At 39.5% G+C, this 26,308-nt stretch carries 23 protein-coding genes and 1 tRNA gene; 15 read left to right on the top strand and 9 right to left on the bottom strand.

Annotated elements, in window-relative coordinates:
* Both dhaL and dhaK read right to left on the bottom strand, forming a co-directional pair.
* The gene (gene dhaL, locus CHJ_RS04325) at window positions 1-639 is read right to left on the bottom strand and encodes a dihydroxyacetone kinase subunit DhaL (RefSeq protein WP_317916965.1); all 639 of its coding nucleotides are present in this window, start codon (window positions 637-639) and stop codon (window positions 1-3) included.
* Window positions 640-649: 10 nt separating this feature from the next.
* Window positions 650-1,714, bottom strand: a complete 1,065-nt coding sequence (gene dhaK, locus CHJ_RS04320; protein WP_317916964.1) for a dihydroxyacetone kinase subunit DhaK — start codon at window positions 1,712-1,714, stop codon at window positions 650-652.
* Window positions 1,715-2,113: 399 nt separating this feature from the next.
* On the opposite strand from dhaK, the gene CHJ_RS04315 reads away from it, so the two are divergent.
* The 7 genes from CHJ_RS04315 (at window position 2,114) to CHJ_RS04285 (ending at window position 10,573) form a co-directional block, all read left to right on the top strand.
* Entirely contained in the window at window positions 2,114-3,196 is a 1,083-nt protein-coding gene (locus CHJ_RS04315; protein ID WP_171755277.1) for a glycerol dehydrogenase, read from the top strand.
* A 419-nt stretch (window positions 3,197-3,615) separates the two neighbouring features.
* On the top strand, window positions 3,616-3,987 hold the full coding sequence (locus CHJ_RS04310; RefSeq protein WP_171755281.1) for a diacylglycerol kinase: 372 nt from the start codon (window positions 3,616-3,618) through the stop codon (window positions 3,985-3,987).
* Complete coding sequence (locus tag CHJ_RS04305; protein WP_317916963.1) at window positions 3,984-5,618, top strand: phosphoethanolamine--lipid A transferase; 1,635 nt, start codon at window positions 3,984-3,986, stop codon at window positions 5,616-5,618. The genes CHJ_RS04310 and CHJ_RS04305 overlap by 4 nt, the downstream gene beginning before the upstream one ends.
* Before the next feature lie 136 nt (window positions 5,619-5,754).
* A complete protein-coding gene (locus tag CHJ_RS04300; protein WP_317916962.1) occupies window positions 5,755-6,654 on the top strand; it encodes a GyrI-like domain-containing protein in 900 nt (299 codons plus the stop codon).
* A 237-nt stretch (window positions 6,655-6,891) separates the two neighbouring features.
* Window positions 6,892-8,034, top strand: a complete 1,143-nt coding sequence (gene msrB / locus CHJ_RS04295) for a peptide-methionine (R)-S-oxide reductase MsrB (RefSeq protein WP_317916961.1) — start codon at window positions 6,892-6,894, stop codon at window positions 8,032-8,034.
* A 554-nt stretch (window positions 8,035-8,588) separates the two neighbouring features.
* Window positions 8,589-9,851, top strand: a complete 1,263-nt coding sequence (locus tag CHJ_RS04290) for a RidA family protein (RefSeq protein ID WP_317916960.1) — start codon at window positions 8,589-8,591, stop codon at window positions 9,849-9,851.
* 290 nt (window positions 9,852-10,141) lie between these two features.
* Window positions 10,142-10,573, top strand: coding sequence for a hypothetical protein (locus CHJ_RS04285; RefSeq protein ID WP_317916959.1), 432 nt, complete (start codon window positions 10,142-10,144; stop codon window positions 10,571-10,573).
* Window positions 10,574-10,883: 310 nt separating this feature from the next.
* Here CHJ_RS04285 and CHJ_RS04280 read toward each other — a convergent pair whose 3' ends face one another.
* Together CHJ_RS04280 and CHJ_RS04275 are read right to left on the bottom strand one after the other, a co-directional pair.
* Complete coding sequence (locus CHJ_RS04280; protein ID WP_317916958.1) at window positions 10,884-11,639, bottom strand: LytTR family DNA-binding domain-containing protein; 756 nt, start codon at window positions 11,637-11,639, stop codon at window positions 10,884-10,886.
* Between the two features lies 1 nt (window position 11,640).
* Window positions 11,641-12,678 (bottom strand): sensor histidine kinase, encoded by a 1,038-nt coding sequence (locus tag CHJ_RS04275; protein WP_317916957.1) that lies wholly within the window; start codon window positions 12,676-12,678, stop codon window positions 11,641-11,643.
* Between the two features lie 280 nt (window positions 12,679-12,958).
* Between CHJ_RS04275 and CHJ_RS04270 the strand changes: the two genes are divergently transcribed.
* The 7 genes from CHJ_RS04270 to CHJ_RS04240 all read left to right on the top strand — a co-directional run bounded on the left by CHJ_RS04270 (window position 12,959) and on the right by CHJ_RS04240 (window position 20,074).
* The gene (locus CHJ_RS04270; RefSeq protein ID WP_317916956.1) at window positions 12,959-13,831 is read left to right on the top strand and encodes a TRAP transporter TatT component family protein; all 873 of its coding nucleotides are present in this window, start codon (window positions 12,959-12,961) and stop codon (window positions 13,829-13,831) included.
* Window positions 13,832-13,852: 21 nt separating this feature from the next.
* Window positions 13,853-14,863: a TRAP transporter substrate-binding protein DctP gene (dctP, locus tag CHJ_RS04265; RefSeq protein ID WP_317916955.1), complete on the top strand. Its 1,011-nt coding sequence runs from the start codon at window positions 13,853-13,855 to the stop codon at window positions 14,861-14,863.
* Window positions 14,863-15,390: a TRAP transporter small permease gene (locus CHJ_RS04260; RefSeq protein WP_171754326.1), complete on the top strand. Its 528-nt coding sequence runs from the start codon at window positions 14,863-14,865 to the stop codon at window positions 15,388-15,390. The genes dctP and CHJ_RS04260 overlap by 1 nt, the downstream gene beginning before the upstream one ends.
* Window positions 15,387-16,664: a TRAP transporter large permease gene (locus tag CHJ_RS04255; RefSeq protein ID WP_317916954.1), complete on the top strand. Its 1,278-nt coding sequence runs from the start codon at window positions 15,387-15,389 to the stop codon at window positions 16,662-16,664. Before CHJ_RS04260 ends, CHJ_RS04255 begins: the two co-directional genes overlap by 4 nt.
* 12 nt (window positions 16,665-16,676) lie before the next feature.
* Window positions 16,677-18,587 (top strand): serine hydrolase domain-containing protein, encoded by a 1,911-nt coding sequence (locus CHJ_RS04250; protein ID WP_317916953.1) that lies wholly within the window; start codon window positions 16,677-16,679, stop codon window positions 18,585-18,587.
* Between the two features lie 284 nt (window positions 18,588-18,871).
* Window positions 18,872-19,420: a VTT domain-containing protein gene (locus CHJ_RS04245; RefSeq protein ID WP_171754323.1), complete on the top strand. Its 549-nt coding sequence runs from the start codon at window positions 18,872-18,874 to the stop codon at window positions 19,418-19,420.
* Between the two features lie 33 nt (window positions 19,421-19,453).
* Window positions 19,454-20,074 (top strand): class I SAM-dependent methyltransferase, encoded by a 621-nt coding sequence (locus tag CHJ_RS04240; protein WP_317916952.1) that lies wholly within the window; start codon window positions 19,454-19,456, stop codon window positions 20,072-20,074.
* A 534-nt stretch (window positions 20,075-20,608) separates the two neighbouring features.
* On the opposite strand, the gene CHJ_RS04235 is transcribed toward CHJ_RS04240, so the two are convergent.
* A tRNA-Arg gene (locus CHJ_RS04235) sits at window positions 20,609-20,685 on the bottom strand.
* 186 nt (window positions 20,686-20,871) lie between these two features.
* On the opposite strand from CHJ_RS04235, the gene folD reads away from it, so the two are divergent.
* Window positions 20,872-21,723, top strand: a complete 852-nt coding sequence (gene folD / locus CHJ_RS04230; protein WP_317916951.1) for a bifunctional methylenetetrahydrofolate dehydrogenase/methenyltetrahydrofolate cyclohydrolase FolD — start codon at window positions 20,872-20,874, stop codon at window positions 21,721-21,723.
* A gap of 95 nt (window positions 21,724-21,818) precedes the next feature.
* On the opposite strand, the gene CHJ_RS04225 is transcribed toward folD, so the two are convergent.
* The 4 genes from CHJ_RS04225 to fadD all read right to left on the bottom strand — a co-directional run bounded on the left by CHJ_RS04225 (window position 21,819) and on the right by fadD (window position 26,228).
* Window positions 21,819-22,787: a lytic transglycosylase domain-containing protein gene (locus tag CHJ_RS04225; protein ID WP_171754307.1), complete on the bottom strand. Its 969-nt coding sequence runs from the start codon at window positions 22,785-22,787 to the stop codon at window positions 21,819-21,821.
* A 51-nt stretch (window positions 22,788-22,838) separates the two neighbouring features.
* On the bottom strand, window positions 22,839-23,123 hold the full coding sequence (locus tag CHJ_RS04220) for a YcgL domain-containing protein (RefSeq protein WP_317916950.1): 285 nt from the start codon (window positions 23,121-23,123) through the stop codon (window positions 22,839-22,841).
* Window positions 23,124-23,130: 7 nt separating this feature from the next.
* Complete coding sequence (rnd, locus tag CHJ_RS04215; RefSeq protein ID WP_317916949.1) at window positions 23,131-24,252, bottom strand: ribonuclease D; 1,122 nt, start codon at window positions 24,250-24,252, stop codon at window positions 23,131-23,133.
* Window positions 24,253-24,512: 260 nt separating this feature from the next.
* Window positions 24,513-26,228, bottom strand: a complete 1,716-nt coding sequence (fadD, locus tag CHJ_RS04210) for a long-chain-fatty-acid--CoA ligase FadD (RefSeq protein WP_317916948.1) — start codon at window positions 26,226-26,228, stop codon at window positions 24,513-24,515.
* Window positions 26,229-26,308 lie beyond the last annotated feature (80 nt).

Genomic DNA, 26,308 nt, shown 5'->3' with positions numbered 1-26,308 from the left:
TTATTTTCCCCCTAGAACAACACTTTGAAGCTCTTTAAGCATCATCATGCTCGATGTCGCTCCTGGGTCTTGATGTCCTATGCTTCTTTCACCTAAATAACTTGCTCGTCCTTTTCTTGCCTGCATCGCAATAGTTGAATGAACACACTCTTCCGCAGTTTTGGCAGACAATTCAAGTAATGCATGCGTGTCTAGACCTGCCGCAACGCCCTTCTCACATGCATCAACAACAGGAATCCAAACATCACACATCGTTTTGTCACCTAGCTCCGCCTTGCCCCTAGCGACAACACCTTCCATCGCTGCACGGAACATAGCAGCAACATCTTCACTGCTTAGTGAATCTTTTGCATCTACTATGCCTGCTGCACGAATAAAAAACGTACCATATAGTGGTCCGCTAGCCCCTCCAACGCTTGACATTAAAGTCATACCTGTTGTTTTCAAAATTGTACCAATACTCTGTTTTTCCATCGTTGGTACTTTTTCCGCTACACGGGTAAAGCCGCGGTTCATATTTAACCCATGATCTGCGTCACCAATATCCGCATCCAATTGAGTCAGGTAATCCTGTTCACGAGCAAAAGTTTCGGCGCAATTGGCTAGCCAAACTAGAATGTGCTTTTTTTCAATGGTCATAATTTACTCCTTAACATCCCCAACGTAATGATGGTGTATTCACGGGAGCGTCCCACAGCTCCAACATTTCACTGTCTGCTTGAACAAGTGTAATTGAAAAACCTTCCATATTAAGTGATGTGCAGTAATCGCCAACCAGACTTCTCGCAACTTTATAACCTGCATTTTCACAACATTGGTGTACTTTTCGATAAGCACCATACAGTTCAGAGCTAGGTGTTCCACCTAATCCATTAACCATTACAATTAACTCACTACCAATCTCAAACTCCTCAGTAGTCACTTCTTGACTCTTCCAAACACCTTGTTCACGATCCCACTGATTCAAAGTACGAGTGTATGGAGGACAATCAATAAGCTCTGCAAACATTTGATTAACTAAAGTATCAACGTCAGTGTATTCTCTTCGTTCTATGCCTGGTTCGCCATGAATACCTACACCAAATTCCACTTCATTATCTTCTAATACAAAAGAGGGCTTTCCAGCAGCAGGAACGACACATGCTGACAGAGCGACACCAAATGAACGAGCATTATTATTAATACGTGCTGCTAATGCTTCACATTCATCTAAGTTATGACCTTTTTCAATTGCAGCCCCAACCATCTTCTCAATAAGTACAGTTGCGCCAACACCACGACGGCCTGCTGTATACAAACTATCTTTTACAGCTACATCATCGTCAATAACAACAGAACCCACTTTTACCTCATCAGCGTGTAACAACTCGACCGCTGTTTCAAAGTTAAGCACATCACCGGTATAGTTTTTCACTAATAGCAATACACCGTTTCCACTATCAACTTGTTTACCACACTCATACATCTGATCGGGAGTGGGAGAGGTAAATACCTCACCAGGACAAGCCGCAGTTAACATACCTTTGCCAATAAACCCTGCATGCATTGGTTCATGTCCATTACCACCACCAGAGAGCAAAGCTACTTTTCCCTGATTATCATTGCGCCATACGTACCGAGGTTCAAAAGATACTTTTAACTCAGGGTGTGCGGCTATTAACCCCTGTAACTGCTCAGTTACCACATTCTCAACTTTATTGATTAGCTTCTTCATTGATATGTTCTCTACATTTAATGATTAAAATCTGTCGCAACGACAATCGTTACTTTTCAATTAGCTTCAGTATCTGTGTTTTTTATCACTTCGCAACGTTGCTAGTTTTCGTTTCAAATCGAAACAATTAGATTTAAGAAACTTTTCAAGTTGGAACAATCGCCATCACAAAAGCGCGTTATGTGAGAGCGATCAAAATAGCGCTCCGGCAAGCAGAGTTTTTCCAATAGTTTGTGCCTGTCTTCATGAATGTTTGCATTATTTCCAATCTCTTCGTTACCTTTTCACTATGTCGACTTATCTTTATTCGCACCTTACTTAGCTCACTAAGAAGTTGATTACTCATCTTTATGGGCTACCTCAATACGTTATACTTTTTTTGAAAGAGAGACTGTAGCAATGGATAAAATCATCATTTCCCCAAGTAAGTATGTTCAAGGCGCCAATGTTTTAGAAAGTATTGGTCAATACGTAAAACCATTAGGTCAGAAAGTGTTAGCAATTGCCGACGGATTTGTCACTGAATTAGTTGGTGTCACTGTTTCTAATAGCTGCGAAAAGGCTGATGTTGCGCTTCGAATGGCTGAATTTGTTGGCGAGTGTAGCCGCCCAGAAATTGAACGACTAATGACCATAGCAAAAGAGTATGGTGCAGATGCAATCATAGGCATTGGTGGAGGTAAAACGCTTGATACCGCTAAAGCTATTGCATTTTATAGTGACATTCCTGTTGTCGTGGTACCAACTATCGCTTCAACAGACGCACCAACCAGTGCCCTTTCGGTAATATATACCCCTGAAGGCGAGTTCAGTGAGTACCTGCTCTACCCATCTAACCCTAACATGGTCATCATGGATACACAGATCATTGCCGGCGCCCCAACAAGGCTTTTGGTTGCAGGTATGGGTGACGCTTTATCCACCTATTTTGAAGCACGCGCAAACGGTATTTCTGGCAAAGCGACAATGGCCGGTGGTGCACCAACGCGTTCAGCTCAAGCCCTAGCAAAACTATGTTACCAAACACTTATTGCTGACGGACTAAAAGCCAAAATTGCTTGTGAGCAAAACTTATCAAATATTGCGGTTGAAAATATTATTGAAGCCAACACCTACTTATCCGGTATTGGCTTTGAAAGCTCCGGTCTAGCTGCAGCACACGCCATTCATAATGGTCTTACCAAGTTAGAAGAGTGCCATCACTTATATCATGGTGAAAAAGTGGCTTTTGGTACGCTTTCTCAGCTAGTGCTAGAGAATGCACCAATGGAAGAGATCAATGAAGTTCTTAACTTTTGCCGTTCAGTTGGATTACCAACCAACCTATTCGACATGGGCGTAAAAGAGATTGATCGTGAGAAACTAATGGAAGTGGCCGTTGCGTCATGTGCGGATGGCGAAACAATTCACAACATGCCATTCGAAGTCACTCCTGAACTTGTCCTTGCCGCGATGCTAACTGCACACGAGTTAGGCCAGTAACAAGTTATCTATTGATTTAGAAACGTAATCACATTTCATGCGGTTACGTTTCTATTTTTCTTTAATAATCCAGCAGATAGTAAACATCTTCATTAAATTACTCCCTTAGTTCATTCGATCTAGTTCACAATTATCCAACTTATCATTACTCAATCTTCACCCCTTACCGTTAATCGATTGAACTCGGTTTTTACTCCATCTATTATTTGCTTTTTTGTCAATTGCACTCGGCTAAACTCGTGTAGCAATAGCCAGAGCAATGAGCCCAGCAATTAGAATTTCGCTGTGAATTACTTTATGATGAGCAGCAATCGACCTTGTAATATCACACACTTTTGTTCACACAACATTCACCTGTTATGTGCTATTAAAGTTCTCGTTAATATTTGAGTAAATGGTAAATTAATTTGTCTACAGAAATGAACCACGGTAAGCCGGGTTATACCGGAATAAAGCGCGTAATCAAAGCAACGGGCTATTCTATCCAAGGCTTAAAAGCCGCCATTAAATACGAAGCTGCGGTTCGCCAAGAATTGATGCTATTGATCATATTTACTCCTATTGCACTGATGCTCGATGTTACTGTTGTTGAGAAAATCCTGCTGATTGGCGTACTGGTTATTGTGCTTCTGTGTGAGTTACTTAATTCCGCAATTGAAGCCATTGTTGACCGGGTTGGTACCGAATACCACGAGCTCAGCGGTCGAGCCAAAGACATTGGCTCTGCATCAGTCTTTGTTGCGCTAACATTCGCCTCCTTTACTTGGATCGGGATACTGTTTTTCTCATGAGTAATATCTTCTCTAAAAAGAAGGCAAGGCTTTCTATAAGCTCGTCGGCATTTATTATTTTAATCTCTTTATATTTTGGCTTTGTGCTGAACTACCCAGTTGTAGATAAATTGATTACTCTCGCTGCAGAGACTGGAGATGGGTATTTTGCTTACTCAAGTCCATTACTCTTATCTGCTGCTTTTGCCATTATATTTTCATTGTTCACATGGCCATTTATAACAAAACCATTTTTTATCCTTTTGGTTTCCAGTTCAGCCATGGCGAGCTTTGCCACGCTGCAGTATGGTGTGATTTTTGATTACTCCATGATAGAGAACATTTTTGAGACCAACACAGGGGAAGCTTTATCCTATGTAAATCTCTCCTCTATCGGTTTTAGTGTGGTATTTGGGGTTATACCTTCTATCTTAATTGCATTAGTAAGCTTTGATCGAAGTGCATCATTAAAAGTAAGAATAATTAAACGCGTAGCCGTCATCATAGGTGCGGTTGTTGTTATCTCCGCGATATATCTCTCTTCCTATAAAGAATATGCTTCAGTAGGCCGCAATAACTCATACTTAAACCAGCTTATTGTGCCTACTCATATTTTCAATTCTGTAAAATATGTTGATAGAACCTATTTCACCGAGCCTTTGGAATATAAGATTATTGGTGAAGATGCAACTGCAATGACGGCTGAGAACAATAAACCATTGCTTGTGGTTCTGATTGTTGGTGAAACCGCACGTTCTGCCAATATCAATTACAACGGTTATGAACGAAATACCAATCCCTACACTGAAAATCAGGGCATTATCTCGATTCAAGATGTTTCGTCATGTGGCACTGCAACCGCTCACTCCTTGCCTTGTATGTTCTCTAATTTAAACCGTAAAGGTTATAATAAGTTACGAGCAAACAGCCAAGATAATGCCTTAGACATTATTCAACGTGCGGGTGTTAAGGTGCTTTGGAAAGAGAACGATGGTGGGGACAAAGCCGTTGCCAAAAACATCAATAATCTATTGATTACTCCAAGTGAAAACCCTGAATATTGCGGCAGCATTTACTGTTTTGATGAGGTGATGCTCAAGAACTTTGATCAAGAGATCAGCGAAAATCAAAACAGCAATCAATTGTTTGCCTTTCATATTATAGGCAGTCATGGACCAACGTACTGGAAACGCTATCCGAAAGAGAAAGAGCTGTTTACCCCATCATGTAACCAGAGTGATATTGAAAACTGTAGCGACGAAGAGATTGTTAATGTCTATGACAATACCATCGCATACACCGATTTTGTTATCTCAGAAACCATCAAAAAACTAGAGTCCTATAAAGAGGAGTATAACGTTGCTTTGATGTATATTTCTGACCATGGGGAATCTCTAGGCGAGAATGGCCTTTATCTGCATGGAACGCCTTACGCGCTGGCGCCAGAGGAACAAACCAAAATTCCTTGGTTCTTATGGATGGATGCCTCTTTTGAGCAGGCGTATAACATTGACAGACAGTGTGTCGAAGAGAAAGCACAGAAAGGGGGCTTCTCTCATGACAACTTATTCCATACTCTGATCGACTTCTCGGCTGTTACTACCTCTGCAATCAACCCAGAGATGAGCATTATTGCCAGTTGCCGCGACTAAATTAACGGATCTTTACCATCAAAAATCCCAGAGCATTTTGTGTTCTGGGATTTTTTATCGGCACCCTAGTAAATAGCTGTACATATAAACAGTAGTTAGTCATAATCCCATCTCATCACTGTAGGGAGAGTATGAGATGAAAACCGACTATCACCAAAAACTTAAACCTGTTATTCGCTACCTTGAACAAAACTATAACTCACCTTTTAACCTACACGATGTAGCAAAAATGGCTATGCTCTCCCCTTATCACTTTCATCGTGTTTTTAAAGCCGTTACCGGAGAAACTCTTAATGAGTACTTAAGACGGCTTAGATTGCAGCAAGCCGCTCAGGATCTCTTCTACAAAAAACCACCTATTACTGCCGTTGCTCTTGATTATGGGTTTTCCAGCTCACAAAATTTTTCTAAAGCTTTTCGTAAATACTTTGGCTTATCTCCAACCGATATTCGCAACTGTGAAAATTTGCAGCTATTTTCAGAGGTTTTGCAAAATAGCAATATTGGAAACCAACAGCGCAACACTGGAAACGACTCTGAAAACATCAATGAATATACTTCTCCTATACCAAAACAGAGGAGAATAACCATGGAAAGAAAACAATTTGAATCAGGAACCCTTGCTTTTATTCGAGTAACAGGGCCTTACGGAGAAAACTACCCACCCGCGTTGGATAAGCTTTATCAGTGGGCAGCATCTCAAGATGTCGCGGATTCTACTTGTCTATTTATCTATCACGATAATCCAGAGATCACCCCTTCGGACAAGTGCCGTACCGATATCTGTTTGATGCTTTCTAAGCCGGTCACTGTTTCAGGAGAAGTGGAACTGCAAGAATTTGTCGGTGGTGAGTACGGCACGATGCGTAAAACCATTACCAACAAAGAACAATATGGTCCTGCGTGGAATGAGCACATCTCGCAAATTGTCGATCTCGGTTTGGAAATGGACGATAGACCATGCTTTGAGCTGTACCACAGCTATGACAAAGAAAAGGATATTGCCGATGTAAGTTTTTGTAGTGCTATAAAATAGAACGTATCTGGCTAGCGTGCCCTGCATGGTTAAAACGACCATCAGGGCATGAAATATATTCTTTATTTTTCATATAGATAGTCACTTTCTGATTTTATTTTGTGATCCACCCGTAATTTTTTCTTCTTATCCCCTTTCTATATACTCAAGTGACTTCAAGGTGCCGGATTCAAAGCGACATCAACGAGGTCAGCTCAACAAAAATAAATCAAAGAGATAACTCGAAAAGGGATAATAATGACAAAACTATCTAAAATACTGATCTCTATTGGTATCTCATTACCAATTGTATTGGCTCTATTTAGTCCTTCAGGCACCGCCAACGCCGTTGATAAAAAAGCAAACGTAAGCAATGTTGCTGTCGCGACTCTGGCTGGAGGCTGTTTCTGGTGTACAGAATCCGATCTAGAACAGCTTGATGGTGTGGTTGATGTTGTTTCAGGCTACTCTGGCGGTCATCTAGACAACCCACAATATAAACAAGTTTCTTCTGGCAAATCGGGACATATTGAAGTCATTCAAGTGAGCTATGATGCGGATACGTTAAGCTACGAACAAGTGTTAGATCACTTCTTTCGTCATATCGATCCTACCGATAATAAAGGCTCTTTTGTCGACCGAGGTCCACAATACCGCCCTGCTATTTTCTTCCATAACCAAGAGCAACAACAAATCGCTGAACAGTTTATGCAAGAAATTGACCAGTCAGGCATTTTCTTAAAGCCGCTAGCAACAGAATTGATCGCTTTTGAAAAATTTTGGCCGGCAGAGGATTATCACCAAGACTACTATAAGAAAAGTAAAATTCGTTATAAGTACTATCGTAACGCGTCAGGACGAGACAGATACCTAGATAAAATTTTTGGTTCAGATCGCAAAGAGCAGCCAAAAACATTACGTCAGATAATTAATGAGAAAAATGGCCTTGCTAGTGTAAAACAATACAGCAAACCATCGGATAACGAACTTAAAGAGCAACTCACCAAGTTACAGTATTATGTCACTCAAAAAGAGGGGACAGAAAAACCCTTTAATAATGAGTACTGGGACAATAAACAACAAGGGATCTATGTCGATGTAGTGTCAGGCGAACCTCTATTCTCTTCGACTGACAAGTACAAATCTGGTACAGGCTGGCCAAGTTTTACTAAGCCACTAAACGATGCCTATATTGTAGAAGAAACAGATTTTAAACTGCTTTACCCTCGTACCGAAGTGCGAAGCCGTTTTGCTGACTCTCACTTAGGCCACGTGTTTAAAGATGGACCTGCACCAACAGGGTTAAGATACTGCATGAACTCAGCAGCAATGACATTCATCCCATTAGATAAGATGAAAGAGTTGGGTTACGAAGAGTACCTTCACCTTTTTGAAAGCTAAAAAGTGATAGCTGAAAAGTAATACACGACTCACCAGTTGCAAAAAGCCCCTTTCGGGGCTTTTTTATTATCTGTTTAATACTATTTTCTAGTACAAGAAGTAATTTCACCTATTACGCAGCAATTGTGTGATCACCTTCACTGCATAAACATGGTCATCCTATACTGTGTCACTGTGCTCAGAGGCTCACGTTGTAATGGTATTTAATTGCCATTCGTCATATATAAGCGTCAGATGCCTCTTGCCAGAGACGACCCAAGTTCCTCTCTGCAATCTAGAGTACATAACCGTGGTGGTTGCTACCCCTACCATGTAGCCACTAAAAACATCCGTTTTTTATAATAGTTTAACCTATTGATATTAATCAATATTTAGACTTGGCCTCAGTGCGCCATATTGATTGTTATTAATAATGATAACTATTAGACAGTAAAACCCACAACACACTTCCAATCTGGATAACAAGCTATTGCGATCATTGCCCAACAGCAATAAGCAGAGAGCTATCTAGATCGGTTTAGAATCCTCTGTATAAATTAAAAGGAACCTATCCTATGAGCGGTATCATTAAACTTTCAAGAAACACTGAAAACGCACCAATGAGTGACCTATCCACACAGACTGTGGCTTTTTCTCACTACAATAACTTCTCTGCTCAATTACCTGTTGACCCTAAAACAGGCATGATTGTGACTGGTGGCGTTAAAGAGCAAGCAAAACAGTGCTTAGAAAATATTAAAGCTATCGTTGAAAGCGTTGACCATGTAATGGACGACGTTGTTAAAATCAATGTATTCCTTAAAGATATCGCTGACCTTGAAGCGGTTAATGAAGTCTACGCAACTTTCTTCCAAGCATACTTACCTACACGTACTGCGGTTCAGGTAGCGGCTCTTCCTATGTCTGATGCATTGGTTCAAATGGATGCACTTATCTCTAACGGCGAAGGTACGGCCCCACAAGAGCCATGCCCGCTAGTTAAAGTAGCGAAAAGCAGTGACAAAGCGCCAAAATGTGCCATGTCTACTCACACGGTTGCTTTCTCTCACTACAACAACCTATCTGCTCAACTTCCTATCGATCCTAAAACTGGTGAAATGGTATCTGGCGGTGTGAAAGAGCAAGCAGCTCAATGTCTTAGCAACGTAAAAGGCATTTTAGAAAGCATCGATGTACCATTTGATGACATCGTGAAAGTAACGGTTTACCTAAAAGAGTTGTCTGACCTAGACGCAGTAAACGAAGTGTACAGCACGTTCTTCCCTGACTCAGCGATTGCTAGAACCGTTGCTTACGTTCCGGCTCGTACTATTGTTTCTGCGGCAGCACTGCCAATGGACGCACGCGTACAGATGGACGTTGTTGTTTCTCACGGTGACGGCACACCACCGCAAGAGATAGAAGACAGACACGGTATTGTTATCAAAGCGAACAACACAGACAACGCACCAAGAAATGCGCTGCACACACAAACTGTTGCCTTCTCTCACTACAACCACATTGCAGCTCAATTGCCAGTAGACGCAAAAACAGACAGCATGGTTGCAGGTGGCGTGAAAGAGCAAGCCGCACAATGTCTAAACAATATCAAAGCTATCGTAGAGAGCATTAACCATGTAATGGACGATATTGTTAAAGTGAACATTCAACTTAAAGATGTTGCAGACCTTGATGCAGTAAACGAAGTGTACACAACCTTCTTCAAAGGTGACCTTCCAGCAAGAACCGTTGTCGGTGTTTCTGAAGTATCTATGGGTGCGCTAGTACAAATTGATGCCGTGGTTTCTAACGGTGAAGGTACGCCTCCACAAGCATAATCGTTATCATCATTAATTTTAGATAACCGTTATCCATAAACGGCTAAGGGCTTACAAAGAGCGTTTAGCCGTTTTTTTACTAATTGACTCTAGTGATCTGATGATGCTTGAGTATAACCTTTATATTGGCAAACGTTTTTCGGTGGTGTATTCTTGTCGCAGGCTGATTGGACGCCTACCTCGCAAAAGCAAACGTACCAATGTCTTAGCAAAAAAATACAATCTATTCAGTTAATACGCTGAACAACTTCTGAAACCGATAGCGAGCAGGTTCAATAAAGGAGACAATTATGCGTATTGAACAAGCAAACCTTGCAGAACTTTGGCTATATGAAGCTAAGTTATTGCACAAATCAACCAAATCAGAACAACTTAGTCGCTCTCTACCAACTCTACGTAGATTACTTAGTTTTAATGTACTTGTTGGAATATCACTTCCTGAATTGCAAAAAAACAGCGCTATTATTCAGAGAAAGCATCTCTTACAGCTTGTAGCAAAAGAGAACGGTTTTAATAGCTGGGTTGAATTTAAACAAATTCTTGAAACAGAATCCGGTACATCTGAAAAGTACCTGCCGCAGCGATTAAAGCTTAAGAATATTGGTTATCCCGCACTGTGGTTTTCAACCATGGATGAGGCCGTCCTATACGCAAAAGAGCATGGTGGTGAGGTTGTTCCTGTCGGAACCCAAGCGGTAATCGCCACAAGCCATGTAGAATAAGTTATTGCCAGACACTAATCGCGACCATAACTTACCCCATTAGCGACAAACGCAAAAAAGCCGTAGCAAGTACTAACTTGTTACGGCTTCTCGTATATGGCACGCCCTAGAGGATTTGAACCTCTGACCACATGCTTAGAAATCTAACTTCAACCTATATTTTCATTGGTTTCATTTAACTTTACAACTAATTTCTTTTTTATTATCAATAATTTAATAGAATTTTGAGCACTTCATACGCTATCATTAAACGACGTTAAGTAACATTAAATAACACACCAGCCAGAAACAATTAACGATAAAAATTAATTCACCTCTTATTCTTAAATAGATTAAATTTCTTATTAAAATCCGTTTTAAATGTTTTGCCTACCGGAATGCTATGAGAATGAATAACTAATAAATTCCCTTTAACTTCTTTAATGTGCTTAAGAGAGACAATATAGGACTTATGAACACGAACAAAATCATCAGAAGGTAACTGTTTCTCCAACTCCTTAAGAGAATACAAGCCTAAATAATGCCTGCTTTGTGTTTGAAAACTGACATACTCCAGAGCACCCTCAACAAAAAGGATATCGTCATAGAAAACTTTGTATTCTTTCCTGTTATCTCTGACAAACAGGAATCTCTGTGTGTCGGTATTCTGTCTGGTCGTTATATCAGCAGTGATTTTTGCAGGTTTATCATGCTCCAGTTTCCTTAATCGAATGATCTCAGTTGCTTTGTTAACAGCACTTATAAACCTCGGTAAGGAGAAAGGTTTGAGTAAATAATCCACTACATTAAGTTCATATCCTTGTAATGCAAACTCTTCATAAGCCGTTGTAAATATAATTGCGGAATTACCATTTATGCTTTTAACAAAATCAATTCCAGACAAATCTGGCATTTCTATATCGCTAAATACTAAATCAACATCGTGACTTTGAATGTAATCAAGCGCATCTATGGCATTGTCAAAACTTTCTTTCAATTCCAGCTTCGGCATTTTATTGATATACTTCCCTAATAAATCTCTAGCCAAAGATTCGTCATCAACAATTATACACTTTACTATACTCATACTATTCAACATCCATCATTAGTTTGACCGAATATTCATCTTTAGATTTTTCAACCAACAATGTATATTTATCCGGATATAAGATATCTAATCGCTTTTTGACATTACTCAATCCAATACCACCGCTTGATATTAATAAATTATGCGAATCTAATCTGGGTATTGAATTTTTAGCAAAAAACACCAATTTATTATCCGTCATCTTAATTTCAAATTTAATCCAAGCAGACTTATCCCTGTCAATCCTGCTGTGCTTAAAGCAGTTTTCAACAAACGGCATAAGCAACATTGGAGATATTTTTATACTCTCTTCAAATTTATCCAATTCAAATGTAATGTTTTTTTCATCATTTGATTTTAACTTTTGGAAAATGATATAAGAGTTTAAATAACTAATTTCTCTCGACACCGACACTTTTTCATTGTTGCAATCATAAAGAACGTACCTAAGCATATCCGAAAGCATTAATATTTTTTCAGGCGTTGACTTATCTTCAAGAAAGCTCATTGTATAAACACTATTCAAAGCATTAAAAAGAAAATGAGGGTTTATCTGATGCTTAAGAAAATCCAGCTCCGTCTTTAATTGCAACTTCTCTAAAGCTTCAATTTTTTCCCGTTGTTCTCTTTCTTTTACTAGTATGAAAAAAAATGTGCTGAGAAAAAACGGAAAACCTAATACAACTAAACCCAATACCACCAAGCCTAGTATGGGAATTTCTGTTGCATTTTCAGTGGGCCTAGGCAAGAAACCGTAATTCACACATAACGCAGTAACTGAGATAGAAAAAAAGACAAATAGTATTAGGGTGGCTAAAGAAAAGGCCACATATTTTACAGATGAGTAATTGTACCTACTAAGCAGAACTCTTGTGTTTACTTGTATAAGAAGTGCCTGTAAGAGAGTGTAATGAATCGAAAAATAGAGTACCTCTTTAAATAAATCTTCACCTGTAGATAGGCTAGATAAAATAGAGAAGTATAACAAGGCTAATAATGGATAATAGACCAATGGTTTTTTGAGACTTTGAACATGCATATATTCACTCTTACAAAAAGTCAGGACTGTAGCAAAAAAAACCATCAAGTCAATATAGTATAGCCTAATTTCAATAAACCGCCCTATTTTTTCAATCTATGGACTTTCATGCTGCATAGATACTTTCAACACATTTAATTATTCAATTAAGTTTGTTTATTCATAAAACATTGAATAATTCATGCGGGACATTGATATTGCATTGGGTAGTTCTTTATTTATAAGTATTCTTACATAAATCAAATAATCATTTAAAAATAACCAGTGCCATAGAGAGTTTATGATGTTACAGAAAGCAGTAATAACTATTAATCATCGTGCAATATGGTTTCTATTGTGTCTAATCTGCTCTGGATGTTCCGTCGTTAAAGTAATGGATGTTGGCAGTAATATCCCTTATGGCATATTAAACAGTGATGACCTAGAAACGACTAAGGCTGGACTGCCTTCCTATTTACTTATGCTAGACGGTCTTCTTGAAACTTACCCGGAAAGTAAATCACTTTTAATGGCGGCTTCCTCTCTTAACGGTGCTTATGCCGGGGTATTTGTTGAAGATGAAGTAAGAGCCCGACGAATGGCAAATAAGGCATTTAATCTTGCAGTGAGAGCCATGTGTGTTCACAACAAGAAAGCATGTAATCCGAAAAGTATGTCGTTTTCAGACTTTGAGGACGTCATAGGGGAGATGAGAAACCAGAAAAAAGATGTGCCTGTTCTGTACTCACTAGGGACGGCTTGGGCCGGATATGTTCAGTCCAATAGTTCTGACTGGAATGTCATTGCTGATTTGGCAAAAGTTTCATTATTAATGGAACATATTTATGAACTGGATATGAGCTATGAAAATGGCATGGTTCCTCTCTATTTGGGCGTCTTGAATAGCCTTCTTCCTCCTGCTTTGGGCGGCAAGCCAGAAATCGCCAAAACGTATTTCGAACAGGGTATAGAGCTGTCACAAGGACAGAACTTAATGATTAAAGTCCTTTATGCTGAGAAATACGCGAAGTTAACATTTAACCGCCAATTGCACGACAAACTGCTTAACGAAGTCCTTAACACTACTCCTCACGTCCACGGTTTAACACTTCAGAATGTCTTTGCTCAAAAAGAAGCGCAAAGGTTGCTGGAACAAGCTGACGAATATTTTTAATTATATATAGAACACAAAATTATGTTTAAACAAAACCTTAAAACACTGATTACTTTTTTTCTTCTGTTGACTTGCTTTCCAGCATTTTCGCAGACATTTAAAATATCTACCCTTTACCCGGATGGTACAGAAATCCTCGTCGAACTAAAAAAGGCAGCGAAGGAAATACAAACAAAAACAGACGGACGAGTTAAGTTTAAGTTTTATCCTGGCGGCGTGATGGGTGATGACAAAGCCGTATTCCGAAAGATACGTATTGGTCAGCTACACGGAGCAATTTTGCAAAGTGGCGCTGTTGCCCAGTTTTACAAAGACAGCCAGATCTATGTATCACCTCTTCTGTTTAAGAACTTTGAAGAAGTCGATTATGTTCGGTCAAAGATGGACCAGAAAATTATCGATGGATTGGATAAATCAGGTTGGACTACGTTTGGCTTAATTGATGGAGGCTTTGCGTATGCAATGTCCGGTCGTCCAGTAAAGAATATTGGCGATTTGAGAAAGCAAAAGCTGTGGCTACCTGCCAATGATCCGATTTCTGAAAAGATAGCAGAATCTATTGATGTTAATCCTATCGTATTAAATATTGGAGAAGTTCATACCGCTCTTCAGACTAATGCTATTAATGCTTTCGCTGCGCCTCCGATAGCTGCTCTTACTTTAAGATGGTCTTCCAAGGTGAGTTACATTACTGATATTCCCTTGATGTATGCATATGGCCTGATGACTATTCAAAAAAAGAGTTTTTCTAAGTTAAGTCAGGAAGATCAGATATTGACACAGAACATTCTTTCTCAAGTATTCCAAAAACTCGATACCAACAGCCGTAAAGACAGTATTAAAGCCTTTAGCGCAGTACTAGGTCAAGGAGTCGAGCCTGTTGTTCCTGACGAGAAAGATCAAATGGAATGGAAATTTTACGCTGAGAAAGTAACCAGAGATTTAGTCGCCAAAAAAGAATATTCACAAGAAATTCTCGATGAAGTTAGCCAACTTTTAGAAGACTTTCGAAATAAACAGCAGAAAATCTGATGCAAAATAACGCCAAAACTGTATCGGCTCATCCGGTAATCAAATATATACATGCAATCGAGGATGCTTTATTAGTTGTTATCCTGCTTGCTATGATTATTCTTGCCACCTTTCAAGTTGGTATTCGCAACTTGTTTGATGTCAGCATTCTATGGATAGATCCTGTTTTACGTATAAGCGTCCTATGGATAGGGCTGATCGGAGCAATGATTGCTAGCAGAAATAACGAGCATATTTCTATCGATATAGCCCAACTCTACCTTAGTAAAAAAAACAGACAGATAGTTGCAGTTTTTAATTCGTTCTTTACCTGCGTAATTAGCGTAATGGTTTGCTGGTACAGCTCTCATTTTGTCTGTGACGAATACATCTATGAAACGGTCGTATTTGGCAATGTTCCTTCTTGGTACTTCCAGATTATTATTCCTGTTGCATTTTTGGTTATCGCTGTCCGGTATGCCACTTTATTTATTTTTACACTACTAAGCATATTGCCAATAAACAGATATAAGGAGGCCTCCTTATGAGTTCATTGCTAGCCATCCCTCTTATCTTTATTGGAGGTCTTGGAGTTCCGCTATTTGCCATTATTTTGGCCGCCGCGGCTATAGGATTTTATTGCTCAGATATTCATTTGTCTGTTCTTGCCATTGAACTATATCGAATAACTGATTCTACGGTATTAATGGCGCTCCCGTTATTTACTTTTACAGGTTATCTTCTTAGCAAGAGTAATACCGCTGACCGATTAGTACGTGTATCTGAAGCTTCTCTAGGATGGATGCGCGGAGGTATGGTTATTATTGGCCTGCTAACTTGCGCCTTTTTTACCATGCTAACTGGCGGTTCTGGAGTGACAATAGTTGCTTTAGGAGGGCTTCTTTACCCTGCTCTTGTTAAATCCGGTTATTCCGACAAATTCAGTCTGGGACTCATTACTACGTCTGGTAGTTTAGGGCTGCTTTTGCCACCGGCCATTCCGCTTTTACTATACGGTATTATTGCTCAGCAATTGGATGTGCCCGGAGTTGAAATTATTGATCTATATAAGGCAGGAGCACTTCCTTTCCTCCTTATGATTACGGTACTTTTTCTTTATGGCCTATATGCGATAAGGCATAAAGAAATACCTCTGATACCATTTAATAAGCGAAAATTAACCTCTTCCCTTAAAGATATAATTTGGGAAGCAGCTATTCCAGTTGTCGTCATCTTAGGCGTGGGTTCCGGTATTCTGGTCATATCTGAAGTGGCCGCTGTTATTGCTCTATACGTGCTCATTATTGAAGTGTTTGTATACAAAGATATCAAGATCCGGCAGCTCCCCGGCATTATGAAAGAATCAATGGTGATGGTTGGAGGTATATTATTGATTCTTGGTTGCGCCTTGGCATTTACCAATTTTTTAGTTGATGCTCAAGTTCCAGATCAATTATTTAGACTAATTAACGAACATGTTCACAGTAAGGTTACGTTTCTCATTCTGTTAAATATTCTCCTTCTTGTTCTGGGAGCCATATTAGATATTTTTGCAGCACTGGTCATTATGGTTCCGATAATTTTGCCGGTAAGCCAAAATTACGGAGTAGATCCTATCCATTTGGGCATCATATTCGTTGCCAATATGCAAATCGGCTATTTCACACCTCCAGTAGGAATGAATCTCTTTCTGGCTAGTTACCGTTTTAATAAATCAATCACACAGCTTTACGCAGCGACACTTCCATTTATGGCAGTTTTACTTTTAGCGTTGTTATTTATCACCTATGTACCTTGGCTAAGTCTGGTTTTCGTAAGATAAGTCGGAGAAAAAATGAAAATTTTCAAAAAGCTAGCAGCAGTGATCTTTTTGGTGTTCTGCCCGCTAACCATTCTTAATGCAAAGCCCTTAGATCTAAATAATCATGATCTTATAGAGGCTTTTATTGATGGCTACGTAAAACCCACAATGCAACGAAAGAAAAGTGCTTCTGGTACAGTCACTATTGCCCATAAAGGTAGAGTTATTTTTGCTAAAGGTTATGGTTTTCAGGACAGGAAAACACGAACGCCAGTAATTGCAGATAAAACTCTTTTCCGTCCGGGTTCTGCATCCAAAATATTCACATGGATAGCGGTAATGCAATTGGTAGAGAAGGGAAAACTTGATTTAGATACTAACGTTAACTCCTATCTAAAAACATTCCAGCTTGAAGATACCTGGCCTTCACAACCCATAACATTACGCCATCTTTTAACGCATACGGCGGGATTTGAAGATGTTGGCCTTGGATATTTAATGGTTACAAATCCAAATCGTGTTATGCCGCTATCCAAATCATTAAAGCTTTTTGAACCAAAACGTATTACTCCACCGGGAGAGGTCACTGCTTACTCCAATTATGGTACTGCGTTAGCAGGACTTATTGTGGCTAACGTATCTGGTTTAGACTTTAAAGCCTATATTCAACATAACATCCTTGATGTGCTTGGCATGAGCCGAACTAGCTTCGAAGAGCCATTACCTTCGCACCTAAAGGCGAGTATGGCTGTTGGATATCAGGCAGAAGCAACTGAATATGTGGCACAGCCATTCGAAATACTCGCTAACTTTGCTCCGGCGGGTAGCGCTTCGGCAACATCAACGGATATGGTCAAGTTAGGATTAGCGATGTTGAATGGTGGTCAATATCAAGGAAAAAGGATTCTGGAGAAAGACACGGTTCAGCAGATGCTGAGTCAGCAGTTTAGTATGGATAACCGATTACCGGGTATGGGATTAGGGATATATAGCACTCTAGCCAATGGAAACTTAGTTTATGGTCATGAAGGAGATACCGCTCAATTCCATTCGGAGTTAGTCATAGATCCAGAGCATGACCTAACCTATTTTGTCTCTTTCTCAGGCGCTGGTGGTGGGCAAGTGAGAACTGATTTTAAACAAGCATTTTATAAAAAGTTCTTTCCTGTTAAACACGAGTTGCTAAGCGGCCCAAAGAATTTTTCTAATCGTGCAGACAAGTATTCAGGCAGTTATAAATTCTGGCGTAGTAACGTTTCAAGAGTTGGAAAAGTATTAGGCATTTCATCAACAATTAACGTCAAACCGGGAAAAGACAATACATTGATAATAGCATCTGGATCAGACGCAGCGCACTACGTAGAAATAGATAAAAACCTCTTCAAGCTGCCAGACTCCACTGGCCCTAGTGGTTTTGCTACACTAATTGCATTTCAGGAAAACCAAAAACAAGAGATTATTGGTATAACACTCGATAGCCTACCGTTTATGTCAGCCTATAAGGCGAAGTTTTATGAGCGCGGCAGCTTTAGTGGTTATCTTTTATTAATCTCTATGCTGTTGTTTGTTTTTAGCTTCTTACGCTACGTTTATCAACGCAATTTAGTAAAACACTGTTCTGTTCCAGAAAAAACGGCACATAAATCAGTCGCACTATTCTCTGCATTTAATCTGGTTGTATTTATTTCTGGACTTATCGTTTTTACTTCGCAAGCAAGTAAGTTTATGGGAATAATTCCTCTGGTATTTAAAGTTTGGTTAATCATGCCAATCTTGTCTATCATCATTCTTATACATCAAATATTGAAAACTATTCATGTCTGGAAGGTAAAGTTATTACCCGGTGTATTTTCCCGTATTCGCTATAGTATGGTAACGCTAGCCGGCGTGATTATGCTTTGGTTTTATTGGTATTGGAACCTCTTAGGATTCCAGTACCTGTAAAACTGTTCACGTACTCAAACTAAAAAAATCAGATGCTATTATCAGCAGCATCTGATTTTTCAATCAAAGCCCTAAAAATTTCAATCAACCGCAAAATAATCCATCTCCATCAATGAAAATACAATAGCAATCAGTGAACTCCAAATAGAAACCTATCATTGATTATGTTGAGTGCTTAATTGATATTGAATTGATGCCATTCTCTTATATATGTAACCTCCCAATCAGACATTCAATTAAAGAAAACAATCAACCAAATACATATTTAGTAACAAGAAATTATTATGATTAAAAAAGCAAAATACACAATTTACACTATATGGCTAACATGTATTGTCACACTGTTAATTTCATATGTAATCAACCCTAACTTATTTACCCCACAAAATATTAAGCTATTAGTGGAAACATATAGTAATGAACTGATGATTACCTATATTTCCGCAAGTTTAATAAGAGGGTTATTCTTAATCCCAAGCACACCTTTTGTAATAGTAGGGGCATTATTGTTTCCGGATGACCTGCTAAGTGTTCTGTTAATTTCTATCATCAGCGTGATGTTTTCAGCGACTTTATTGTACTACTTTTCAGATTTATTAGGCTTTAGCCAATATTTGGAAAGAAAGCACCCAGTATCAGTAAAGAAATGGAGATCGCGACTAAATAGCCGTAAGTCCATATTAGTCACTACAGGATGGGCATTTTTCCCATTAGTACCTACAGACTTGATTTGCTATGTCTCAGGAATTGTGGCAATGCCATTTACTCATATGTTTATCGGCATTTTCTTAGGTGAAGTTTCAATAATCAGCATCTATTTATTTCTAATTTAATTCCTATCGAAAGAATACAATTAAGGGCAGAAAATGAAATCATTTTTTAAAGAAGCGTTCCGTACGATTAAAACCAGTGGAACAATTAGACCAAGCTCTAATCGTTTAGTACAAAATTGTCTTAAAGGATTGGATTTCGATGGCGCAAAAACAGTTTTTGAATTTGGCCCGGGAGATGGCTGTTTCACTAAAAAAATATTGGACAACTTAAATGATGACGCTAAATTAATATCACTAGAAATTAACCAAAGCTTTTACCAACATTGCATTGAAAAGTTCTCAACAAATAAAACTGTGAAATTTGTAAAGAAATCGGCACTAGATTTTGATAAAGAGCTTAACACTTTAGCCGCACGTAATATTGATATTATCATTTCAAGCTTACCTTTAAGCCTTCTAGAAGATTCTGAAGTTGATGAACTTATGAATAAAGTATACAAACATTTAAAAGATGGAGGCATGTTCGTTCAATATCAATATAGCTTAGGAAAGTATAGTAAATTAAAAGAGATTTTTGACCGTGTAGATGTAAATTTAACTATTCAAAATTTACCTCCTGCTTTTGTATATAAGTGCCACAAGTTTGGCAAAACATTATCAGCTAACTCATTAGAGCTAAATCAAGAGTTTAAGCTTGATGACTTGGGGGTATAGTCAGTTATGGCAAATAAAAAGTGGATGGCAAAGATAGGTGTAATCACTATCACATTTTTTTTCGAATGGATTATTTTGCTCTTATTTTTTTATCCATAGGTTTTCAGAGACAAGGGTGAATTGAAATATGACTGAATATCACTGCAAGTATGGTAATTCGGATGATGTTTAACATTCATTAATCCAACCTCAGTGCAACCATTTCTAAGCATTTTAATATAACCACTCATATACTACTCAGGGCCGGTGGATAAGCTTTATCCGATGCCACCGTCCTACTCTTTAAATAAATTTGTATCAGAAATCAAATTGTCAGAAACCACCCAGTCTAGTGACCACACCGTTGGGTCGCCTGTTGTTATAGATGAAGTTCCTTCGCATCCAACTTTAAGCAACCCATTTTATACACAATAAAATTCTTCACATGATTTATTTTAATGCAAAATCTTGATTAAAGGATTCACTAACTTGACCCATTAGCGACAAACGAAAAAAAGCCGTAGCAAGTACTAACTTGTTACGGCTTCTCGTATATGGCACGCCCTAGAGGATTTGAACCTCTGACCACATGCTTAGAAGGCACGTGCTCTATCCAACTGAGCTAAGGGCGCGTTGTAGGGTCGAATTATACGAGAAGCACTGGTCAGGTCAATCGCTTTCTTTTACTTTCTGATTTAACTGACTAAAAAAAAGCCAAGTGTTTGATATTTATTCTGCGCAATCGTTTGCGTTATAGCTATTCCATTCATTTTTTGCGACAATGCGCACGCTTAGTAATTCTACAGTAAAGGGAAGATATGGCTGCTCAAAATATAGATGGAAAATTAATATCACAAACCGTTCGTTCTGAAGTTGCTGCACGTGTTAAAGCACGTACGGAAGCGGGATTACGAGCCCCCGGCCTTGCTGTAATTTTAGTTGGTGAAGATCCTGCATCTCAGGTTTATGTCGGTAGCAAACGCAAAGCTTGTGATGAAGTTGGCTTTGTTTCTAAATCTTTTGATTTACCGGCAACAGCCAGTGAATCAGAACTACTTGAACTGGTCGACAAACTTAATAGTGATAATGAGATTGACGGCATTTTAGTCCAGCTTCCACTGCCTGCTGGTATTGATACTACCAAAGTGCTTGAGCGTATTTTGCCAGAAAAAGATGTCGATGGATTTCACCCATACAATGTGGGTCGATTGGCTCAGCGAATCCCTAAGCTTCGCTCTTGTACCCCAAAGGGCATTATCACTCTATTAGAGCGTTACAACATTGAGTTACGCGGAAAGCACGCGGTTATCGTTGGCGCTTCCAACATTGTTGGTCGACCAATGACATTAGAGCTGCTATTGGCTGGCTGTACCACAACAACTTGCCACCGATTTACCACTGAGCTTGAGACGCATGTACGCCTTGCTGATGTTGTGGTTGTTGCGGTGGGTAAACCTGGCTTTATTCCGGGCAACTGGGTCAAAGAGGGAGCGATAGTGGTTGATGTAGGTATTAATCGTCTTGAATCAGGTAAGCTGGTTGGTGATGTCGATTATGAAGGTGCTAAACAGAGAGCCAAGTTTATCACTCCTGTACCGGGAGGCGTTGGTCCTATGACGGTAGCCAGTCTAATCGAAAATACGATGATTGCGTGTGAACAATACCGTTAATCACGGCGAATAAACTCGATTTACCAAATCATAAAATTAAGGCCGCATTAGCGGCCTTAAAAATAGGTTACTTGAGTATATAAACTCAATCGAGATTATTTAAGTTTGTCTGCTAAATGGCTCACCGCCAAACCAAAGTAATACGAACGATTCCACTTCATCAACACCTGATAGTTATTGTAGATAAGATACGCTCTACCATTTTCGTCATCAGGCATGATTAACCAAGCATCAATATCTTCATCAAGAACAGGGAGCACATTGCCGTTAAGACGCCTGACACCAAGTTCATTCCACTGCTGCAATGATTTAGCATTCTCTTTCGACCGGCCTAACAAAGAAGAAGATAGCCCTTTAGGAACATGAACTTGTCGTCCCCAAGTATAGTTATCATCCCAGCCAGATTGGCTTAGATAATTAGCAGCGGAAGCAAAGACATCCTCTTTATTATTCCAGATATCTTTTTTACCATCGCCATTACCGTCAACCGCAAAATTAAGGAAAGAGCTTGGCATAAATTGGCACTGACCCATCGCCCCAGCCCACGAACCTTTCATCTTAGAAGCGGTAATATGGCCTTGGTCCAGTATAGTTAACGCTGCCATTGCCTCTTTACGGAAAAAGTCTTCTCTTCTACCGTCATAAGCCAGAGTGGTCAACGCATCAATAACATTGTAACCGCCGGTTAGTTTACCAAAGTTACTTTCTACCCCCCAAAGGGCAACAATAAACCTTGGTTGAACGCCATATTGTTTACCAATGCGGTTCAACTCAGTGTAATGCTTATCATAAAGTGATTGAGCTTGCTTTACTTTCCAATCGGGCACTGCTCGTGGAATATACTCATCCAAAGTGAGTTTTTTCTCTGGTTGATTTTTATCTGCCTTTACCGCTTTAGGTTTAAATTTTACATTAGAGAAAGCTTCTTCAACTACCGAAGATGAAATACCATTCTCTATTGCTTGCTTCTTTAATCCTTCCACATAGTTGGCAAAATCGGCATTGTTGGCATAGGCCGATGCGCTTAACGCAAAACCAATAAACAAACTGACTACTTTTTTCACTTCCTTTCTCCGTTAGCCAATCGATGCACATCCCTTTAAGTTGTTATTATGTTAGGCGTCACCTTGGTGTTTGGCTTTTTCTTTTTTATATGTTTCCAGCAAATTCTCTGGTGGGGGTGGCAATTGCAAAAAGAAACCATCACTTTGCAACGACGCTTTCACTTTCTCAATATCAACTTGAGCGAGTTTTCTTCCATCAAGTTTGATTACCATAACAAAAAAAGGTTTCCCAAACATCTCCATCAAACTATCAGGAACATCAGAAAAATCATCTTTCTTTGGGATATATAGGTAAGCGCCCTCTTTTTTGTTACTTTTATATATAGAACAAAGCATAGGTCTATTACCCTTTTATTAAACTATCTAATTTATTACCAAACAGATCTCTTCGCCACCCTTGAAGAACATCAGGTAGCTTGGCGGCATCTCGCTGCTTAACCCATACCCAACGAAGCAGCTGATTTAACTGTTTTTTCGACGCCAAAAATTCTGTGGCCAAACCGGAGTTTTGTGAAGCTACTTTTACCTCATCTTTCAACGCTTTAAACTGCTGTTTATAACCCGGATAATCCATTAGACGTTCAATTTTCTCTGGCCACTCATCTTCAGAAATAAGCTGGGCTTTCTTAACCATAGTGATGATCTTTTCACCATGACGACGAATAGAGCGATGATCAACATCATTCTCTTCCATCTTCTTTAAGCTCTTTAATTCGTAACGAGCAACAGACCATAGATCTTGCTCTTTAAAGACAAAGTTTAGTGCTAAATCTCTCTTCAAAGCCTCTTTTACACGCCATGTTGCAAGAGGCTTCAAAATAGCTAACTGATTAGGGGTAAGCTGCCACGCACCTTTAATCGACAGATAAGCTTTCTCAGGTTCAACCTCAACACTACGCTTCTCAATCAGTAATTCTGACTCTTGCAACGCTGCATCCCACCAACCTGCTTTGGTGATTTTACTCTCTAACTGTTCATACATTGGCTTGAGATAAAACACATCTGCTGCGGCATACTGCAACTGTTTCTCGGTAAGAGGTCTCGCCAACCAGTCGGTTCTCGATTCACTTTTATCCAGCTCAACATCAAGATACTCACTGACCAATGCTGCAAAGCCCGTTGATAACCCGTGCCCCAAGAATGCGGCCATGATTTGAGTATCAACCATAGGAAATGGGGTACAGTTAAAACTCTGTTTGAATACTTCTAAATCTTCACCACAAGCATGCAGTACTTTTAACACCCCTGCATTTTTTAACAGACGTTCAAAAGAAGACAGATCATCAATAAGTGTGGGGTCAATCAGTGACAGGTTTTCACCATCATACAACTGGACAAGACCCAATTGCGGAAAGAATGTACGTGTTCTGACAAATTCAGTATCCAACATAATGGTGTCATGTTGGCTGGCTTTCTGACAAATCTCTTCTAATGCTGAGGTGGTATCAATTATTTGGTAGTTCACAAAAATCTCTACTTATTTATATTCAAGTCACTTACTGACCCTATCAGGCCAACACCACTTGATTTAAAGATAAGGCTCTGTGTTTAAAACATAGCAGATCTACATAGACATAACTCTTTTATACGCATTCAATCATTCTGTTGAAACTCACTGTTCCATAGAATTAGAAAATCTCCCGCCATAGAGTTTACACAGTAAAAAATGACTCAAACGATAGATACCGATTGAGTCATTCAATGATAATAGCACTGCTAGAAAAACTATTCTTGTTTATCTTCAGCGTTTGTGGCGTCGGCTTCTGCACGTTTTGCATCAGCCTCTTCACGAAGCTCACGACGCAATATTTTACCTACATTGGTTTTAGGCAGTTCATCCCTAAACTCCACAATTTTAGGAACTTTATAACCAGTGAGGTACTTACGGCAATGCTCAATAATCTCATGTGCGGTGACACTTGGGTCTCGTTTTACAACACAGATTTTCACCATCTCACCTGAGACTTCATGTGGTTCGCCAATGGCGGCAACTTCTAACACTTTACCGTGCAGGGCAACAATATCTTCGATCTCATTAGGGTAGACATTAAAACCAGAGACCAAAATCATATCTTTTTTACGGTCAACAATATGCAAAAAGCCTTCATCATCGAACTTAACAATGTCACCGGTTGATAGCCAGCCATCTTCATCAATGGTGTTTCTGGTCGCTTCTGCTCGCTGCCAATAACCTTGCATAACCTGCGGTCCACGAACTTGCAGTTCACCGACTTGGTCATTTGCCAATGGCTTACTTTCATCGTCTACAATACGAACCTCTGTTGAGGATACAGGCAAACCGATGGAGCCATTATAGTCTTCTAGATTATATGGGTTAACCGAGACTAAAGGTGCACATTCCGTTAGGCCGTAGCCTTCAGCGAGTGGAACTCGAGTGGTCTTTTTCCACTTATCAGCAACGGCTTTTTGAACCGCCATACCGCCACCGATGGTTAACTTCAAATTACTAAAGTTAAGCTCTTGGAAATCTTCATTGTTTACCAAAGCATTAAACAAGGTGTTCACGCCGGTAATTGCAGTAAATTGATACTTTTGCAGCTCTTTAATAAAACCGGGAATGTCTCTTGGGTTGGTAATGAGTAGGTTGCGTCCGCCAACTTCCAAAAAGAGTAAGCAGTTTACTGTTAAAGCAAAAATATGATACAGAGGCAGTGCAGTTACTACGGTTTCTCGGCCATCTTTCAAGACAGGACGATAAACCGCTTTGGCTTGCATGACATTAGCGATCATATTGCGATGAGTCAGTATCGCCCCTTTAGCCACCCCAGTTGTTCCACCGGTGTACTGCAAGAACGCAATGTCTTCACCAGACATAAATGGTTTGACGTACTGCAGTCTTCGACCTTTATGCAGAGCCTTCTTAAAAGAGATAGCTCCCGGTAAATCATACTTAGGTACCATGCCTTTGACGTACTTAACGACAAAATCGACAACCGTCCCTTTAGCAGTTGGCAGCATCTGCCCTAAGCTGGTCAACACAACATGTTTTACTGGTGTGTTATCTACAATTTGCTCTAAGGTATTAGCAAAATTCGACACGATCACAATAGTCGAAGCGTCGGCATCATTTAATTGATGCTCTAACTCTCTTGGCGTATATAAAGGGTTAACATTTACGGCGATCATACCGGCTCTTAATACCCCAAATAACGCAACAGGATATTGCAGCAAGTTAGGCATCATTAATGCAACACGATCGCCTTTTTTCAGTTTTAAATCATTTTGTAAGTATGCAGCAAAGGCACGGCTTCGCTCCTCTAACTTACGGAAGGTCATGACTGAACCCATATTGACGAACGCGGGTTGATCAGCAAAGTTCCTTACTGCATTCTCAAACATCTCAACCAGAGATGGGTACTCATCAGGGTTAATTGTAGCTGGTACATCGCTTGGATAGCGTGAAAGCCAAGGTTTCTCCACGACTTGTCTCCTTGTTGCACGAATTTAGCAAATATCAATTTGCTTTTATGATTGTGATTGCCACTTATTACAGCACAAGC

The sequence above is a fragment of the Vibrio sp. MACH09 genome (assembly GCF_033238805.1).
Classification (GTDB): domain Bacteria; phylum Pseudomonadota; class Gammaproteobacteria; order Enterobacterales; family Vibrionaceae; genus Vibrio.
The sequence above is the reverse complement of the archived record's forward strand: the minus strand, read 5'-3'. Positions and strand labels throughout refer to the sequence as shown.

What these genes read in the sequence shown, in the direction of transcription:
- dhaL (WP_317916965.1), bottom strand. Translation starts at nt 639, where the DNA reads ATGACCATTGAAAAAAAGCACATTCTAGTTTGGCTAGCCAATTGCGCC.
- dhaK (WP_317916964.1), bottom strand. Translation starts at nt 1,714, where the DNA reads ATGAAGAAGCTAATCAATAAAGTTGAGAATGTGGTAACTGAGCAGTTA.
- CHJ_RS04315 (WP_171755277.1), top strand. Translation starts at nt 2,114, where the DNA reads ATGGATAAAATCATCATTTCCCCAAGTAAGTATGTTCAAGGCGCCAAT.
- CHJ_RS04310 (WP_171755281.1), top strand. Translation starts at nt 3,616, where the DNA reads ATGAACCACGGTAAGCCGGGTTATACCGGAATAAAGCGCGTAATCAAA.
- CHJ_RS04305 (WP_317916963.1), top strand. Translation starts at nt 3,984, where the DNA reads ATGAGTAATATCTTCTCTAAAAAGAAGGCAAGGCTTTCTATAAGCTCG.
- CHJ_RS04300 (WP_317916962.1), top strand. Translation starts at nt 5,755, where the DNA reads ATGAAAACCGACTATCACCAAAAACTTAAACCTGTTATTCGCTACCTT.
- msrB (WP_317916961.1), top strand. Translation starts at nt 6,892, where the DNA reads ATGACAAAACTATCTAAAATACTGATCTCTATTGGTATCTCATTACCA.
- CHJ_RS04290 (WP_317916960.1), top strand. Translation starts at nt 8,589, where the DNA reads ATGAGCGGTATCATTAAACTTTCAAGAAACACTGAAAACGCACCAATG.
- CHJ_RS04285 (WP_317916959.1), top strand. Translation starts at nt 10,142, where the DNA reads ATGCGTATTGAACAAGCAAACCTTGCAGAACTTTGGCTATATGAAGCT.
- CHJ_RS04280 (WP_317916958.1), bottom strand. Translation starts at nt 11,639, where the DNA reads ATGAGTATAGTAAAGTGTATAATTGTTGATGACGAATCTTTGGCTAGA.
- CHJ_RS04275 (WP_317916957.1), bottom strand. Translation starts at nt 12,678, where the DNA reads ATGCATGTTCAAAGTCTCAAAAAACCATTGGTCTATTATCCATTATTA.
- CHJ_RS04270 (WP_317916956.1), top strand. Translation starts at nt 12,959, where the DNA reads ATGATGTTACAGAAAGCAGTAATAACTATTAATCATCGTGCAATATGG.
- dctP (WP_317916955.1), top strand. Translation starts at nt 13,853, where the DNA reads ATGTTTAAACAAAACCTTAAAACACTGATTACTTTTTTTCTTCTGTTG.
- CHJ_RS04260 (WP_171754326.1), top strand. Translation starts at nt 14,863, where the DNA reads ATGCAAAATAACGCCAAAACTGTATCGGCTCATCCGGTAATCAAATAT.
- CHJ_RS04255 (WP_317916954.1), top strand. Translation starts at nt 15,387, where the DNA reads ATGAGTTCATTGCTAGCCATCCCTCTTATCTTTATTGGAGGTCTTGGA.
- CHJ_RS04250 (WP_317916953.1), top strand. Translation starts at nt 16,677, where the DNA reads ATGAAAATTTTCAAAAAGCTAGCAGCAGTGATCTTTTTGGTGTTCTGC.
- CHJ_RS04245 (WP_171754323.1), top strand. Translation starts at nt 18,872, where the DNA reads ATGATTAAAAAAGCAAAATACACAATTTACACTATATGGCTAACATGT.
- CHJ_RS04240 (WP_317916952.1), top strand. Translation starts at nt 19,454, where the DNA reads ATGAAATCATTTTTTAAAGAAGCGTTCCGTACGATTAAAACCAGTGGA.
- folD (WP_317916951.1), top strand. Translation starts at nt 20,872, where the DNA reads ATGGCTGCTCAAAATATAGATGGAAAATTAATATCACAAACCGTTCGT.
- CHJ_RS04220 (WP_317916950.1), bottom strand. Translation starts at nt 23,123, where the DNA reads ATGCTTTGTTCTATATATAAAAGTAACAAAAAAGAGGGCGCTTACCTA.